This window comes from Mesorhizobium sp. M0898 (genome assembly GCF_040319695.1).
Classification (GTDB): Bacteria; Pseudomonadota; Alphaproteobacteria; order Rhizobiales; family Rhizobiaceae; genus Mesorhizobium.
In genome coordinates, this window is record NZ_JAMYOE010000026.1 from 48,274 (window position 1) to 63,357 (window position 15,084).

The 15,084-nt window shown below is 62.1% G+C and carries 15 protein-coding genes; 6 read left to right on the plus strand and 9 right to left on the minus strand.

Going from position 1 to position 15,084, the window contains the following annotated elements; translation table 11 throughout:
* Positions 1-23: 23 nt before the first annotated feature.
* The 3 genes from NKH90_RS23295 to NKH90_RS23305 all read right to left on the minus strand — a co-directional run bounded on the left by NKH90_RS23295 (position 24) and on the right by NKH90_RS23305 (position 1,992).
* Positions 24-275 (minus strand): exodeoxyribonuclease VII small subunit, encoded by a 252-nt coding sequence (locus tag NKH90_RS23295; protein ID WP_031211056.1) that lies wholly within the window; start codon positions 273-275, stop codon positions 24-26.
* A gap of 3 nt (positions 276-278) precedes the next feature.
* A complete protein-coding gene (locus tag NKH90_RS23300; protein WP_352821159.1) occupies positions 279-1,205 on the minus strand; it encodes a histone deacetylase family protein in 927 nt (308 codons plus the stop codon).
* 133 nt (positions 1,206-1,338) lie between these two features.
* Positions 1,339-1,992: a TetR/AcrR family transcriptional regulator gene (locus NKH90_RS23305; protein WP_352821161.1), complete on the minus strand. Its 654-nt coding sequence runs from the start codon at positions 1,990-1,992 to the stop codon at positions 1,339-1,341.
* 118 nt (positions 1,993-2,110) lie between these two features.
* Here NKH90_RS23305 and NKH90_RS23310 point away from each other — a divergent pair, with 118 nt between their 5' ends.
* The gene (locus NKH90_RS23310) at positions 2,111-3,334 is read left to right on the plus strand and encodes an MFS transporter (protein ID WP_352821164.1); all 1,224 of its coding nucleotides are present in this window, start codon (positions 2,111-2,113) and stop codon (positions 3,332-3,334) included.
* Positions 3,335-3,392: 58 nt separating this feature from the next.
* Here NKH90_RS23310 and ribB read toward each other — a convergent pair whose 3' ends face one another.
* On the minus strand, positions 3,393-4,493 hold the full coding sequence (gene ribB, locus NKH90_RS23315) for a 3,4-dihydroxy-2-butanone-4-phosphate synthase (RefSeq protein ID WP_352449900.1): 1,101 nt from the start codon (positions 4,491-4,493) through the stop codon (positions 3,393-3,395).
* Positions 4,494-4,613: 120 nt separating this feature from the next.
* Positions 4,614-5,723, minus strand: a complete 1,110-nt coding sequence (aroC, locus tag NKH90_RS23320) for a chorismate synthase (protein WP_352821166.1) — start codon at positions 5,721-5,723, stop codon at positions 4,614-4,616.
* 275 nt (positions 5,724-5,998) lie between these two features.
* On the opposite strand from aroC, the gene NKH90_RS23325 reads away from it, so the two are divergent.
* Complete coding sequence (locus NKH90_RS23325) at positions 5,999-6,262, plus strand: DUF1344 domain-containing protein (RefSeq protein WP_023716902.1); 264 nt, start codon at positions 5,999-6,001, stop codon at positions 6,260-6,262.
* A gap of 63 nt (positions 6,263-6,325) precedes the next feature.
* Here the strand turns inward: NKH90_RS23325 and NKH90_RS23330 are convergent, their stop codons facing one another.
* Both NKH90_RS23330 and fabI read right to left on the minus strand, forming a co-directional pair.
* Complete coding sequence (locus NKH90_RS23330) at positions 6,326-6,913, minus strand: histidine phosphatase family protein (RefSeq protein WP_352456876.1); 588 nt, start codon at positions 6,911-6,913, stop codon at positions 6,326-6,328.
* A 31-nt stretch (positions 6,914-6,944) separates the two neighbouring features.
* Positions 6,945-7,766, minus strand: a complete 822-nt coding sequence (gene fabI, locus NKH90_RS23335) for an enoyl-ACP reductase FabI (protein ID WP_352821169.1) — start codon at positions 7,764-7,766, stop codon at positions 6,945-6,947.
* Positions 7,767-8,338: 572 nt separating this feature from the next.
* On the opposite strand from fabI, the gene NKH90_RS23340 reads away from it, so the two are divergent.
* The 4 genes from NKH90_RS23340 (at position 8,339) to NKH90_RS23355 (ending at position 13,452) form a co-directional block, all read left to right on the plus strand.
* Positions 8,339-9,919: a hypothetical protein gene (locus NKH90_RS23340; protein ID WP_352821172.1), complete on the plus strand. Its 1,581-nt coding sequence runs from the start codon at positions 8,339-8,341 to the stop codon at positions 9,917-9,919.
* An 84-nt stretch (positions 9,920-10,003) separates the two neighbouring features.
* Entirely contained in the window at positions 10,004-11,026 is a 1,023-nt protein-coding gene (locus NKH90_RS23345; RefSeq protein WP_352821174.1) for a phosphatase PAP2 family protein, read from the plus strand.
* Positions 11,027-11,035: 9 nt separating this feature from the next.
* Positions 11,036-12,583: a S8 family peptidase gene (locus NKH90_RS23350; RefSeq protein WP_352821176.1), complete on the plus strand. Its 1,548-nt coding sequence runs from the start codon at positions 11,036-11,038 to the stop codon at positions 12,581-12,583.
* Between the two features lie 167 nt (positions 12,584-12,750).
* On the plus strand, positions 12,751-13,452 hold the full coding sequence (locus tag NKH90_RS23355) for an adenylate/guanylate cyclase domain-containing protein (protein WP_352501968.1): 702 nt from the start codon (positions 12,751-12,753) through the stop codon (positions 13,450-13,452).
* Positions 13,453-13,587: 135 nt separating this feature from the next.
* Here NKH90_RS23355 and NKH90_RS23360 read toward each other — a convergent pair whose 3' ends face one another.
* Together NKH90_RS23360 and NKH90_RS23365 are read right to left on the minus strand one after the other, a co-directional pair.
* Positions 13,588-14,514, minus strand: a complete 927-nt coding sequence (locus NKH90_RS23360) for a DnaJ C-terminal domain-containing protein (protein WP_352501969.1) — start codon at positions 14,512-14,514, stop codon at positions 13,588-13,590.
* A 100-nt stretch (positions 14,515-14,614) separates the two neighbouring features.
* The gene (locus NKH90_RS23365) at positions 14,615-15,076 is read right to left on the minus strand and encodes an RT0821/Lpp0805 family surface protein (protein ID WP_352470671.1); all 462 of its coding nucleotides are present in this window, start codon (positions 15,074-15,076) and stop codon (positions 14,615-14,617) included.
* Between the last annotated feature and the right edge of the window lie 8 nt (positions 15,077-15,084).

The window sequence follows — 15,084 nt, forward strand, 5'->3', positions numbered from 1 at the left end:
AAATTGTCGTTCGACGCCGCGCCTCAATCCGCGTCCAACGGCTCTGTCCCCACCGGCTTGCCGTCACGCGACAGCCTGATTTTCTCGACCTTGTCCTCGGCCGCCTTCAGCAGCCGATCGCAATGCGCCTTCAGCGCCTCGCCGCGCTCGTAGATGCGGATCGACTGGTCGAGCGGAACGTCGCCGCGCTCCAGATCGTCGACGATCCTCTCCAGCGCCTCGAGCGCCTGCTCGAAGCTCATCGCCTTGACGTCCTCGTTGGTCTCACCAGCCATCATCTATCCCTTCATCAGCCGCCCGACATGGGCGGCGACTGAAAATGCCAATCCCTGCAGATCGTAGCCGCCCTCGAGCACGCTGACGAGCCGGTTGCGGCTATGGCGCCCGGCTCGTTCGAGCAACTGGCCGGTCGCCCAGTCGAAATCATCCTCAGTCAGGTTGATCTCGGCCAGCGGATCGCGGTGGTGGGCATCGAAACCGGCGGAGATGATGATGAGATCGGGCGCAAAATTGTCGAGCGCCGGCAGGATGCGTGACAGAAAGGCGTCGCGAAAACTATCGCTGCCGCTCTGCGGCGCCAGCGGCGCGTTGACGATGTTGCCGGCGCCGGTTTCGCTCACAGCCCCGGTTCCCGGGTAAAGCGGCATCTGGTGTGTCGAGCAATAGAGCACCGATGGATCGTCCCAGAAAATGTCCTGCGTGCCGTTGCCGTGATGTACATCCCAGTCGACGACGGCGACACGGTCGGCGCCATGGTTCTTCTGCGCGTAGCGTGCCGCGATCGCGGCGGTGTTGAACAGGCAAAAACCCATGGAGGTGGTCTTTTCGGCATGATGGCCGGGCGGCCGTGCGGCGACGAAGACGTTTTCGGCACGGCCGGTGAAGACGTCGTCGACCGCGGCGTTGGCTGCGCCGATCGCGGTCACGGCCGCCTGCCAGCTCTTCGGGCTGGCGGTGGTGTCGGCGTCGATACGGGCGATGCCGGTGTCCGGAATCGCTGCGCGGACACGTTCGACGAATTCGGGCGGATGCGCGTAGAGGATGGTTGCCTCGTCGCCTTCGGGCGCCTGGACGCGATCGAGCGCCGCGAAGGCCTCGTCGTCAAGCACACGCTCTATGGCGCGCAGACGGTCCGGTCGCTCCGGATGACCGGGCGGGGTTATGTGCTCGAGAAAAACCGGGTGGGTGTAAAGTCTCGTGACCATGCCCCGATATAGGCGCGCCTCGCCGCTTTGGCCATGTTTTCGCGCGCTGGTGACGCGATGTTCAACAGGGTTTAGGCAACCGGCGTCGGCTGAGCCCACCGCGAGCCGCTTTGGGATCGGCGAAAAGATGCCCTCAGGCCGGTGATCGGTCAACCTCGGGCTGCATCGCCGACGGTCGGTCAGGCTGAGGCAGCTTGCCGGTGCGATTGAGCAGCCCTTCCAGAAGAACCTTGAACGCCTTCACTGCCTTCTTCGACGTCGCTTCGGGATGGTTCGAATTTGCGATCCACTGCGCCGCATGCAACGAGGCGCCGCTGACCAGCCTTGCCGCGGCTTCGGGATCGACGGCGAGAATTGTCCCCTCGTCGCTCAGTCTTTGCAGGCTCTCTGTCATCGAGCGGATGCATGTGCTCTGGCTTGGCCATTGCGATGGATCGCCGAGCACCGCCGGCCCGTCACGAAGCACGATACGCTGGATCTCCGGCTCCAGTGCCATCTCGATATAGGCGGTGCATTCGTCGACAAAGCCCTGCCAGAGATTGTCCGGCTTGGCCGAAACGACCTTCAGCCGGGCTGCCATTTCGGCGTCGATCTCGGCGATAACCGCCTGGAGTAGGCCCTTCTTGTCGCCGAAGTGATGATAGAGCGCACCGCGCGTCAGCCCGGCCGATGCCGTGAAATCGTCCATCGAGGCTTCGGCATAGCCGAGCGTGCCGAAGGCCTGGCGCGCCGCTCCGATCAGCTTGGCGCGGGTTTCGGCAATCATCTCCTTGCGTGGTCTATGCATGCTCTGGCCCTATTAACATACGTCTCGTATGCCAATTGACATACGCCGCGTATGATCTATTTAAACTCATACGCCACGTATGTAATCGCCGAACCGGCCATTGTCGAGGAACCAGACCATGCAAAATCCCTATTCCCAGATCTTTCGCGCGCCGGGCGCCAAGGGCTTTGCCGCCGCCGGCTTCGTTGCCCGGCTGCCGATGGCCATGGCTCCGATCGGGATCGTCGCGATGCTGTCGCAGACCGATGGCGAATACTGGCTGGCCGGTGCCGTCTCCGCGACATATGCGCTGGCCAACGCTTTCGTCGCCCCGCAGGTATCGCGACTCGTGGACCGCCTGGGCCAGACGCGGATTGTGGTGCCGACCACCATGATTTCCACGCTCGCTTTTGCGATCCTGATTGCAGCGGCCAATCAGCATTGGCCCATATGGACGCTATTCGTCTCGGCGCTGCTCGCCGCCGTCATGCCCAGCATACCGGCAATGGTGCGCGCACGCTGGACCGAGATTTTTCGCAACCGCCCCGAGTTGAACACGGCGTTCGCCTTCGAGTCGGCGGCGGACGAACTGGTGTACATCGCCGGCGCATCGCTGTCGGTCGGACTGAGCGTCGCGCTTTTCCCGGAAGCAGGAGTGCTCGCGAGCACATTGTTCCTCGCCTTCGGTTCGACGGCTTTCATCCTGCAGCGCTCGACCGAACCGCGAGCCCGACCGGTGGAACACGGTTCGGGCGGCTCGGCAATCCGCCTGCGGCCGGTCCAGATCATCACCTTGGCCCTGATCTTCATCGGCGCGACCTTCGCCACCACGGAGGTGAGCACCGTGGCGATCACCAAGGAGCTTGGCCAGCCGGGCGCCGCCAGCTTCGTCATCGGCGTCTACGCGCTCGGATCGTTCGTCGTCGGCATCATCATCGGCGCCCTGAACCTGAAAGTGCCGCTGCAGATTCAGCTTGCCATCGCAATCGCCATCATTGCGCTTACCACGCTGCCGCTGCTCGTCGCCGACACCGTGCCGCTGCTGGCACTGGCCGTCTTCGTCAGCGGCGTGGCAATCTCGCCGACCTTCATCACAGCATTCGGCCTGATCGAGCGGCGCGTGCCCGAGGCGGTGCTGACCGAAGGCGTGACCTGGGTGATGACCGGCATCGGCATCGGCATGGCGCTCGGCTCGTTCGCCGCCGGCTGGGTGGTGGACGCTTTCGGCGCGCAGAACGGGTTCTGGGTATCGGTGGCATCGGGCACAATCGCGCTGGTCATCGTGCTCGCCGGCCAGCGCAGCCTTGCCGCGCCGGACTGCGACATGGCTGCATGCGACGCAGCCGCGGTCGCTGCGGAATAGTTTCCGGTGCGTCCGGCCCGAGCCGGGGCCGGACGCATACCAGCACCGTGAGAATGGCCTAAAGAATCTCGGTCTTGGCGATGTGGATGCCAAAACCTTCGAGGCCGACATAATGGCGCTCGCGCGAGGCGATCAGATTGATCGAGGAAATGCCGAGATCCTTGAGGATTTGCGCGCCGAGGCCGATCTCGCGCCATTCGTTTTCGCGGCGACGAGCCTCTTCATGGTCCTCGCGGTCGCCGGCAGCCGGCCGCTTGCGCTCCTGATGGGCGACGCCGACCGAGCCTTCGCGCAGATAGACGATGACGCCGCGTTGGCGCTCGCCCATTGCCTTCATGATGGCGTCCAGCCTGTGGCTGGTGCCGAAGACGTCGCTGACCACGTCCTCGGAATGAAGGCGCACCGGCACCTCGACGCCGTCGCGGATATCGCCGAAGACGACCGCCACGTGATGCATGGAGTCCCAGGGCAGCGTGTAGGTGAAGACCTGCGCCTTGCCGCCCGGCGTCTCGATGTCGGAACAGGCGACGCGCTCGACCAGCGTTTCCTTGCGTTGCCGGTAGCCGATAAGGTCGGCAACCGAGATCTGCTTCAACCCGTGCTTTTCGGCGAAGGCCTGCACCTGCGGGCCACGCATAACGGTGCCGTCATCATTGACCAGCTCGGAAATGACGCCGACCGGCGGCAGGCCGGCGAGCTTGCAGAGGTCGACAGCGGCTTCGGTATGGCCCGAACGCATCAGCACGCCGCCTTCGCGCGCGATCAGCGGAAAGATGTGGCCGGGGCGCACGAAATCGGACGCGCCGACATTGCCATTGGCGAGATTGCGCACCGTCAGCGTGCGGTCGTCCGCCGAAATGCCGGTCGTGGTGCCGTGCTTGAAGTCGACGCTGACGGTAAAGGCGGTGGTGTGGGCGGAATCATTGTCAGCCACCATCGGCGACAGGTTGAGCCGCTTTGCTTCCTCGCGCGGCATCGGCGTGCAGACGATGCCTGACGTGTTGCGGACGATGAACGCCATCTTTTCCGGCGTGCAATGGACGGCGGCTACGATCAGGTCGCCCTCGTTCTCGCGCCCGTCATCGTCCATGACGACGACGATCTCGCCGCGCTCGAAGGCGCGCAGGGCTTCGACGATTTTCTTCTGGTCGTAAGGCATAAGTGCTCGCTTCGCTCGCGGGAACAGGGGAGTAAGGGAGTAGGGCAGTACGGGAGTAGGGAAAAGGAAAAAATGCAGTCGTGGGAGCTGCGTAACCTACTCCCCTACTCCCCTACTCCCCTACTCCCCTACTCCCTTACCTGTCTGTCCCCGATGACGCAGATAATGATCCGCAATGGCGCAGGCAACCATCGCCTCGCCGATCGGTACGGCGCGGATGCCGACGCATGGATCGTGCCGGCCCTTGGTCATGATCTCGACGTCGTTACCGTCCTTGTCGATCGACTTTCGCGGCGTCAGGATCGACGAGGTCGGCTTGACGGCGAAACGCGCGACGATCGCCTGGCCGGTCGAGATGCCGCCGAGGATGCCGCCGGCATTGTTGGACAGGAAGACCGGCTTGCCGTCATTGCCCATGCGCATCTCATCGGCATTCTCCTCGCCGGTGATGCGGGCGGCCTCGAAACCGTTGCCGATCTCGACGCCCTTGACGGCGTTGATCGACATCAGGCCGGCGGCGATGTCCTGGTCGAGCTTGGCATAGATCGGCGCGCCAAGCCCCGCCGGAACGCCGTCGGCGACGATCTCGATGACCGCACCGACCGAGGAGCCCGCCTTGCGGATGCCGTCCAGATATTTGGTGAAGACGGCGACGGACGCCGGATCAGGCGTGAAGAACGGGTTTTCGGCGTCGCCGATGAAATTCCAGTTCCAATTGGCGCGATCGATCGATTTATCGCCCATCGACACCAGCGCGCCGCGCACCACCATGCCGGGCACGACCTTGCGGGCAAGCGCCCCGGCCGCCACCCGCGCCGCCGTCTCACGCGCCGAGGAGCGGCCGCCGCCGCGGTCATCGCGCAGGCCGTATTTGACCTCGTAAGTGTAGTCGGCATGGCCCGGCCGGAACTGGCGGGCGATGTCGCCATAATCCTTGGAGCGCTGGTCGACATTGTCGATCAGCATCGACACCGGCGTGCCGGTGGTGATCATCGTCTCACCGTCCTCATCGAGGATGAAGCCGGACAGGACCTTCACCTCATCCGGTTCGCGACGTTGCGTCACAAAACGTGACTGGCCCGGGCGGCGCTTGTCGAGTTCGGCCTGGATCTCGTCGCGAGTGAAGCGGATGCCTGGCGGACAGCCGTCGACGACGCAGCCCAGCGCCGGCCCGTGGCTTTCGCCCCAGGTGGTGACGCGGAAAAGATGGCCGAACGTGTTGTGCGACATGGAACCAGCCCTGCCGGCGTCGGAGCCGGCTCAGCGCATGACCCCGAAAATCGGAGCGATTTTCGGAAAGGATCATGCACAAAATCAAAAGTGCTACAGCGTCCCTTGCGCGTCCAGGAGGACGCGCGACACTGTCGCCTGCCTTCTATTGGCGTTTTCCACAGTGGTCAAACTGTGATCCCGCGGATTTAGTTTTGACACATTCGATTGGTTTCTGCTCAGTTCCGTTCCGTTGGACCGAGCCGCTGTACCGGCAATGATTAAAGAGGACGATGATGCGTATCCTGATTGGCGCTGTTGCCGCCACGCTGTTGATTTCCACCGCCGCCTTCGCCGGCCAGACCGAAGGCCTGATCAAGAAGGTCGACAAGGATGCGCTGACGCTGACGCTGGACGACGGCAAGTCCTACAAGCTGAACGCCGAAACCGACCTCGATGCGCTGAAGCCAGGCATGGACATCGTCCTCGCCTACGACGTGACCAATGGCGAGAACGTCGTCACCGACATGGAATTGCCGGACACCGGATCGACCGAGTAGGACGCGTCGATATTCAGCTGATGCCGGCCCGACCTGATCTCAACATACGCTAGGTCATCGGTCTCAGAGCCACTCCAGGCGCCGGCCGTCCAGTCTGAGCACGCGATCCTGCGGCACTTCCATGCTGACCGCATCTTGTTCGGACATCCCCAGTACCAAGCGGAACATTACGCGCATGATGCCACCATGGGTCACGCAGACCGTCTGGCGATCGAGCGCGTCGAACCACGGCTTCACCCGTTCGAGCAGCATCTGGTAGCTTTCGGCGCCCTCGCCGGGCGGCTGGAAATTCCATTTATCGAGGCGGCGGCGCCTGGTCGAACCGGGATTGTTCGCCTCGAGTTCGGCAAAGGTGAAACCCTGCCAGTCGCCAAAGCTCAATTCCACGAGCAGCGGCTCGGTACGATAGGCGTGCGGATCGAGCTTCATCGCCGCGCGCAGGCGCTCCATCGTCTCGCGCGTGCGCCGCATCGGGCTGGCGACAAAATCGAAATCTTCGGGCTTGTCGATGAGTTCGGCCAGCCTGCGCCCGTTGCGGCTAGCCTGCTCGCGGCCGAGCTCGTTGAGGTCGGTATCGGCCTGCCCCTGCAGCCGGGCCTCGGCGTTCCACGCCGTCTGGCCGTGGCGCACGATATAGACGAGCGGGTACATCAGGTCTTCCGGAAGAGGTCAGGCGGTGGCGTCAGTCCTTGACCGTCGAAATATCCGGCGCGTCGACCGCCTTCATGCCGACGACATGATAGCCGGAATCGACATGATGGATCTCGCCGGTGACGCCGCGCGAAAGGTCGGACAGGAAATAGACGCCGGAATCGCCAACCTCTTCCTGCGTGACCGTCTGCTTCAACGGCGAATTGTATTCGTTCCACTTCAGGATGTAGCGGAAATCGCCGATGCCGGATGCGGCAAGCGTCTTGATCGGGCCGGCGGAGATCGCGTTGACGCGGATCTTCTTGGCGCCGAGATCGACGGCCAGATAGCGCACGCTGGCCTCGAGTGCCGCCTTGGCGATACCCATGACGTTGTAGTGCGGCATCACCTTTTCCGCGCCGTAATAGGTCAGCGTCAGCAGCGAGCCGCCGTCGGCCATCAGCGCCTCGGCACGTTTGGCGATGGTGGTGAAGGAATAGACCGAAATATCCATGGTGCGCAGGAAATTGTCGCGCGTCGTCTCGACATAGCGGCCGGTCAGTTCGTCCTTGTCGGAAAAGGCGATGGCGTGGACGAGGAAATCGAGCTTGCCACCCCAGTGCTTGCTGACATTTTCGAACACCGCATCGAGGCTGGCCGGGTCGGTCACATCACAATGGCCGGCGACATGCGCGCCCAGTTCCGCCGCGAGCGGCTCGACGCGTTTCTTGAACGCCTCGCCCTGATAGGTCAGCGCGATCTCGGCGCCATGGTCGACACAGGCCTTGGCGATGCCGTAAGCGATCGAGCGATTGTTGGCGATGCCAAGGATAAGGCCGCGCTTGCCGGCCATAAGGCCCCGTCCACCCGCCATGTCAGCGCTCTCCGCAAGGTTCTCTACTTTGTGGAGTGCCTATCGCACAGCCACAGTGCCCCTTCAAGCGTTCAAAGCGGACAGTTCGGGGGACAAAGCCGCTGGTCTACAGAGCCGCGCGTCCTTTGGGCGGCGCAAAGGACGCTGTAGCGCCTTGACCTTGCAGTCGTGGGCCAGTGGAAAAATCCGACACCTAGTGTCCGTGTGGCACGGCGGAAGATGATCCTTTGGCGGAAAGTTCGTTGGCCCGTGGCCGAAGCACGCTCATGACCCCGAGCCGACAATGGGACCGCTTACATCGAACGACCGCTTGATGTCGCTACCGAGTCCTTCCGTCACAGCAGAAATCCCGTCTCGAATCCTTTGCCACGTGTAGGTTTGACCTCACGGAAGCCGAGAATTACAGATAGACTTATATTAGTGGATGCTATATTAGGGTGCGGGGACGCGAGGGGCCGCTAGTGTACTCGGATTGCCGTCCTTTCCTTAGATTGATTGGGCCATTCGCGATTGAGAGCGCGGATGGCGCGGACGTCACGCCGCATGGCAGACGGTCTAAAGCGCTCTTGGCCATGCTCGCCCTGGCACCCAACGGTACGCGGAGCCGAAAATGGCTGCAAAGCAAGCTCTGGAGCACTCGCGGCGAGGAGCAGGGTGCAGCGAGCTTGCGGCAGGAGCTGTCCGAGGTTCGGAAGTCGCTCCGCCGCGCCGGCATTGATCTAATCTCGACCGATCGTGATGTGGTTCGACTCGACGTCGCTTCGATCGGCATCGATTTGAACGATCCACCCGAAGGCTCTGCCACGCGTGATCTGCTTGAGGGCCTCGATATTCGCGATCCAGAGTTCGAGGATTGGCTTCGTGAGCAAAGAAGCCAATGGCCCCGGCCTCGCACAGTGCCAGCAAACGTCTCTCCTGTTGCCGCGGCAGATCAGTTGTCCGGACAGCGAAGCGCCTCACTTCTGAATTCGTCGCGGCTATGCTTGGGCCTGGTTCGCGATGCCAGGTGGACGGAGGGCTCCGCTAACAGGGCCGTCAGCGACCTTGTCCTGGATCTGGTGGTTCGATCGATCCTGAATTTCGAAGTGGTCGACGTCGTGGATTTTCAAGCGCAGGGACCGCTGACCCAAGCGCCTGACACAGCGCTACCAGACTGGCTGTTGCAAACCAGGGCAACGGTGGTGGGCGACAGAGTGGGCCTGACATTTGCATTAATTGCGCCCGGTGACAGCCGGCTCTTGTGGTCGCATACGGATTTTCTCGAGCCGGCCGACCTGACTGGCCCGGCGAGCCTGAAGCTGATGTCGTTGGTCAATCAGATCGTGTTTTCGATCCTCGAATTCGTTCTCGATCCTAAGTCCATCCGCGACGAGCCCCGACACCGGGCGTCTCGGCTTGCATTGACAGCGCTGCGACAGGTATTCCGCATGCGCGATACGGACCTGGATTCGGCGGAGCGCATGCTCGCCGAAGCATATGAGCTCGACCCGCGTAGCACGTATCTGGCGTGGCAGCTGTTTGTGTTTGTCACCCGCTTTGGCGAGAGACGGGTCGGCCGCTCGGGCACCTTTCACGATCAGGTTCGGGAATGCGCCAGTCGCGCCGTCGAAGTGGCCCCCTTCAATCCTATCACCCTGGCGTTGGCCGCTCATGCCCATTCGTTCGTCTTTCGTGAATACGCACAGGCACTGGAACTCGCCGATCGAGCGATAGCCGCTAACCCGCTACAAGCCATTTGCTGGGACATGCGCGCCTTGACGCTCGGCTATCTCGGCGAAGTGAAGCGTGGCTATGAGGATGCGATGCGCGCACGTGCACTGGGCGGGCCTCCCCTGTATCGTTACTGCATCGATACCACGTGCTGCATCTTGGCAACTCTGAACGGGCGCTTCGAGGAGGGGATACGTCACGGCGAGCGTGTCCTTGCGCAGCAACCCACATACCTACCCGCTTTGAGATACTCGGCTGCCTGCCACGGGCATTTGGGGCAGACTGTGGAGGCAGTTCGAACTATCGAACGCTTGCGCGCCTGGGAGCCGGATTTCTCGCTCGAGCTGCTTTCGGAGGAGAATTATCCAATTGCAGGCGTACTCGGAGTTTCGGTTATCAAGAGCGGGTTGTCGCGGATAACGCTGCCAAGGTACGCACCCTAGCGCTGCGCACCGCAGGCGTTACGTCGAGGCTCCGACCACCAGTTGGCGCGGATCAAATTTAGAAGCTTTAGTTGAGGGGTGGACATGATGTCGACAATTGATCTTAATAACAAGTTGTTTAGCGCCCGATTCTTAGTAAGTGGATCGGCCATAAGGCAATATCCGCTGATATTGGGTGACGCAAGTCCTGAAAAATCTCTTGAGGAATACATCAAAAATAGAGGCGGCGAAAAACTGCATCCTTTCGCGTCTATGATGACCAAGAGCAGCGTTCTGTCGATTCAAGAAGAGCAGATCGTGATAACGATTTCTGATGACCCTGTGGAGGGTGCCATGCGCCTTTCGCCAGCCTTCCTGGCGGGGCCGAGCGCAGGTCGAGGTCGAGGCAGGGGCAGAGGGCGCGGACGAGGACGGGGACGCGGCAGGGGGCAAACGGCTTTCGAAACTGGCGAGGAGGCTTTGCCGGCGTGGCACGACAAGCGTGCCTTGCACAGGATCGGACTAAGCGTCGCCAACAAATATCTCGGTGCGATCTGGGAGGACATTCTTATCGATCCCCCGCCCGGACCTTCAGAGAGCCTCAGGGAGACAGAAGCGCTTATCGATCTGCAGAAGAGGAGGGAAGGTGACCCGCTGCGGCGCGAGGAGATCGTCCGCCAGGCATCGTTCGGGATTTTGGACTACACGGCGCCGCTCGGAATAGACACTCTCGCGGGCTTCGAGGGGACATGCGCATTGATCGTTGCGATCCTCGAACTCACGGAGGAGATCGGGCTCAACTACAAAGATCGATTCAATCGGCCACGGCCCAACATCATTGAGCCGAGGCTGTGGCCGGCGCTTCCGGTTCCCTCGCACGCTTCCTACCCGTCCAACCATTCATTTCAGTCATTTGCAGTGGCGAACGTTCTGCAACGGATGCTGCCTGAGCACGCCGGCGTAACCGCGGTTTATGAGCGCGCCCGCCGGGTGGCCGAGAACAGGGAATGGGCCGGGCTGCACTACGCCAGCGACACCGATGCCGGCGAGGAACTGGCTGCGCGCATTTCTCCGTACTTGGTGGACGCGATGGATGAAACGATCCGACGCGCCCAGAGCGAATGGTAGGTGGGTGCCATGATGGACGACATCAAGAAGGGCGAAGGCCATCTTTGTTATGACTGGTACCACTACCTGTGGCACCTGATCGCAATCGGCGCCTTACGCGATCGTCCGCGCATCCCTGAAGCGCGGTTGCCGCACGAGGCCGCATACCTGCTGGAGGCCGACGCCTGGGATTTGTTGGGTACTGACAAGCCCGGTTACGGCGAGGTCATTGCCCAGATCGATACGGGAGTGAACTCAAGCCATCCCAATCTCGAGCCTCGTATCCTTTCTGCGGTCAGCTTCGCCGCTCACCCTTTCGGGTTGAGTTACGTCACACCCAAGCAGCAACCGCTGGTCTTGCGAGGGCCGGAAAAAAAGCAGAGCAAGAGCTTTGTGGGCGACGATACCTGGGCGTGGGCGGCAAGCCTGATCAAATCGAGGAACAATGCGCAGGAAGTCGAGGTTCAGAAATCGCTGCTTCGAGCACTGAAAGATGGGCGCGGCGTAATTCAGGAGACTGCTGAGACCTCGCGTATGCGCTACTCAGCGCACGGGACCGCCTGCGCTGGGCTGATGGTCGGCGCCCCTGCGGCCCCGCCCACGAAGTTGAGGCAATTTAGCAACGGTGAAGGCGCAATACCTTATTGGGGGGTCGCCCCAGGCGCTGAACTCCTGCCGATCGAGATTTCAGCACGGCCCGACGCAGCGCAGCTCATTCTGGCGTTCCTCTATGCCCGCGACCAGAAGGTTTCAGTCATACACTTTCCCCGGGAAGTACCCGATCCATGGCGAGCGCACCGTTCCTATCCTGGATATGGCGACAGCAGATATACTTCGGTCGAACAGGCAAAGCCAATTTGGGATTATTTCGAGACGCTTTTCGAGGCGATCAGCGAGGAAATCCCCATCATCTGCGCAGCCGGCAACGATGGCTACGACCATCTGATTTACCCGGCGAGCAAGGCCGGCGAAAGCAATGGCGTGGTTGCGGTGGCGGCCGCCACTTATCGGGCGAGACGTTCAGCATATTCCAACTACAGCGGCGATCCGACCGACAATTCCGTCACCATTTCCGCGCCGTCCGACGACCAGGAGGTGTGTACACGCTGCCAAATACGACTGGACCGTGAGTCGCTGCGTTCACGTGACCACAATTTCGAGATCTACGAGAAGCTCCCCCAGGTTGAATACGCGCCGCAGGGCGTGCTCACCACGGACATCCCGGGCCACCACGGCTATTCCGGCGGACAGCTGGAAGGAATCCAGCCACCGGGCGTCGAAAGCAGAGACCGCGCCGGGCTCTACACAGTATTTGGCGGAACATCTGCAGCCTCGGCCATCGTCGCGGGAGCAGCCGCTTTGTTGCAGTCGAAACATCGCTCCACCGGTAGGCCGCTCAACGGCATAGAGGTTAAGGCGAAGATGACCCAGTCAGGCGCAAAGGAGGTTTCATGGCCTTGGCTTAAAAAAGCTGACGTTCCGATTCTACCGGACAGCCCTAATTGCGAGAGAAGGGTGCCTTCGTTCGATCAGCAGTTTGGAGCGGGGCTGCTTGACCTCCGTAAGTTGCTGAGCTGAGGGTCCCGCCGAATTTTGACTAAAAGGTCGGCTGCAAGCCGCCAAAGCCGGGCCCGAATGGATTTCTGACGTAATTCTGACGTGCCCGCCACGGCGGGCTTACGATCCGCCTACGCCGTCCAGTCATATTCGAGCGACATTTGAAACCGCTCGGGGGCCGGACTCCAATGCATCCGATCACTGCCTATACGAATCCACAGACTGACCGCGTGCTCCCGTCATTCGGCATGGGTGAAACGAAATTCCAGCGCGCCATCGCCACGATCATGTTTACCGACGTGGAGGACTCGACCGGCTTGGCGAGCGCACTTGGCCTGATCGAAACCACGCGGTTCATGATCGAGCACTTCACGTTGACCCGCCAGGTCGTGGTGGCCAATGGGGGGATCGTTCAAAACTTTACAGGCGACGGCGTGCTAGCTCTCTGGCTGGGGAGCGAAATGACGCCCAGCGAAACGGCGCTAAAGGCGCTGGCCGCCGTCGCGGAACTGGTACCGGAAATCTCGCTCGGCAACGCTTGGAAGCGTTCAATGGGCTCCCTGTCGCGCCGCATCAGGATCGGCTTACACTCCGGCGAGGTGATGTTCGTCAACGATCGCCAGCGGGATTTCTCTTTTCTGGTCGGCTCGGAGGTAAATTTCGCCCGCCACGTCGAGCAGGCTGGCAAGAGGGAGAATGGCGCAGGCGTCGATGCGCTGGTGATGGTCAGCGGTGCGACCCTCCACCTTGCTGGCCTGGCGACTGCATCGATCGACCCCTACAAGCTTGTGCGGCTAACCCCCGCCGAACTGGCTCATCGCCAGTCGGTCGACTGGCCTCGACCGTGTTCGCGAAGCGGAACTATGGCGCGTGCAAATGTCGGCCTTTGAGGCGTTAGCTGACGTTGAACCTACTTCGGCCAAATGGCGGCTCCTGGCGCTGGTTGCTCGTTTCCTGTCAATAACCGACGCGGCATGAAACCACTCACGCCCGCTTACGACGTCAAGCGCCAGCCTTTTCGACCGTCAGCGCTTTCGCCGGCGCATCAGCGCCTCTAGCTCGGCGTCGCCGCCTTCCGGCAGCATCAGCCGCACGTGCGCGTAGAGGTCGCCGTGACCGCCGGCCTTTTCCGGCAGGCCCCTGCCCTTCAGCCGCAGAACCTTGTCCGAGCTCGACCAAGGGGGGACGTTGACCGCAATCCTGCCGGTCGGGGTTTCGACTGCCACCTTGGCGCCATGCACCGCATCGGCCAGTTCCACCGGCAGGTCGACATGCAGGTCGCGGCCCTCGACGCGGTAGCGCGGGTGCCGGCGGAAACGGATCTTGACCAGCGCATCGCCCGGCTGCCCCGGTCCTTGCTCACCCTGGCCTTTCAACCGGATGGTCTGGCCGTCCTCGACATAGGCCGGCAACTTGACCGCCATCTTGCGGCCGTCGGGGAACATCGCCGTCACTTTCTCGGCGGTGGCGGCTTCCTCGATGGTGACGTCCAGCGTCACGTTGAGATCTGCGGCCGTCGGCGCCTGACGGCGGCCGCCCGTGCCGGCGCCGCGCTGCTGGCTGAAAGCATCGCCGAAGATCTGGCTGAAGATGTCGCTGTTGCCGTCGAACGGATCGCCGCCGGGACGGCCCGTGCGGAATTCGAAATGCGCGCCGCCCGGCCCTTGCTGCCGGCGGAAACCGGCGAAAGGATCGGCGCCGCCGGCCGCACTCTCGAAACCCTGAAACCGCGGTTTGCCTTCGGCGTCGATCTCACCGCGATCGAAAGCCGCCCGGTTCTTCTCGTCGCCGACGATCTCGTAAGCCTGGTTGGCGGCGGCAAAACGCTCCTTTGCCTTGGGATCCGGATTCTGGTCCGGATGATACTTCTTGGCGAGCTTCCGGTACGCCGATTTTATGTCCTTGGCCGATGCGTTCTTGGCAACGCCCAGCACCTCATAGGGGTCGCGCATGCTTACTGCCCTGGAGAAGGAGTGGTTCCATGATCGCCTCCTATATGCGCTTGCATAGGAAGAAATTCCAGTGGCTTACCGCTATATAGCCGGCGGAAAATCAGAGCGCCTTGAAGTCCTGCATTCGCCAGGCGCTGCCGCCGGCCAGGCATACTTCGCCTTTGAACAGCGCGACGCCGTCGAAGCTCTCGCGCGACGCGGTGAAGCGACGGCATGTCTCACCGTTAGCCCTGAATTCTGCGAGCTCGGTGATGGAGCCGCGCGAGCCGGTGTCGGCATTCGCCCAGGGAATGGCCTGCCCGGCCAGTTGCTCGACGTCGGCGGAGGACACGGCGTTGCGGATCGTAGCCTGGTCGGAAGCGCGGTCCTGATCGAGCGGCGTGACTGAGGCCGGCGTGCTCGAGGTCAGTATCGAGCGGTCCACCTCCGCCTGCTCCAGGCTGAAGCCGCCCCCGCCACAGGCGGCAAGCGGCAGGATGATTGTCACGATCATGGCTTTGGCGCTGGCCGAAGCGATAACGCTCCATTGCCCACTGTCAAAAGCTTGCGCGATACGCGACAATCGGCAAT

Bases quoted from the DNA above. Each gene is read 5' to 3' on its own strand.
- NKH90_RS23295 (WP_031211056.1), bottom strand. From the start codon at position 275: ATGGCTGGTGAGACCAACGAGGACGTCAAGGCGATGAGCTTCGAGCAG.
- NKH90_RS23300 (WP_352821159.1), bottom strand. From the start codon at position 1,205: ATGGTCACGAGACTTTACACCCACCCGGTTTTTCTCGAGCACATAACC.
- NKH90_RS23305 (WP_352821161.1), bottom strand. From the start codon at position 1,992: ATGCATAGACCACGCAAGGAGATGATTGCCGAAACCCGCGCCAAGCTG.
- NKH90_RS23310 (WP_352821164.1), top strand. From the start codon at position 2,111: ATGCAAAATCCCTATTCCCAGATCTTTCGCGCGCCGGGCGCCAAGGGC.
- ribB (WP_352449900.1), bottom strand. From the start codon at position 4,493: ATGCCTTACGACCAGAAGAAAATCGTCGAAGCCCTGCGCGCCTTCGAG.
- aroC (WP_352821166.1), bottom strand. From the start codon at position 5,723: ATGTCGCACAACACGTTCGGCCATCTTTTCCGCGTCACCACCTGGGGC.
- NKH90_RS23325 (WP_023716902.1), top strand. From the start codon at position 5,999: ATGCGTATCCTGATTGGCGCTGTTGCCGCCACGCTGTTGATTTCCACC.
- NKH90_RS23330 (WP_352456876.1), bottom strand. From the start codon at position 6,913: ATGTACCCGCTCGTCTATATCGTGCGCCACGGCCAGACGGCGTGGAAC.
- fabI (WP_352821169.1), bottom strand. From the start codon at position 7,766: ATGGCGGGTGGACGGGGCCTTATGGCCGGCAAGCGCGGCCTTATCCTT.
- NKH90_RS23340 (WP_352821172.1), top strand. From the start codon at position 8,339: ATGCTCGCCCTGGCACCCAACGGTACGCGGAGCCGAAAATGGCTGCAA.
- NKH90_RS23345 (WP_352821174.1), top strand. From the start codon at position 10,004: ATGATGTCGACAATTGATCTTAATAACAAGTTGTTTAGCGCCCGATTC.
- NKH90_RS23350 (WP_352821176.1), top strand. From the start codon at position 11,036: ATGATGGACGACATCAAGAAGGGCGAAGGCCATCTTTGTTATGACTGG.
- NKH90_RS23355 (WP_352501968.1), top strand. From the start codon at position 12,751: ATGCATCCGATCACTGCCTATACGAATCCACAGACTGACCGCGTGCTC.
- NKH90_RS23360 (WP_352501969.1), bottom strand. From the start codon at position 14,514: ATGCGCGACCCCTATGAGGTGCTGGGCGTTGCCAAGAACGCATCGGCC.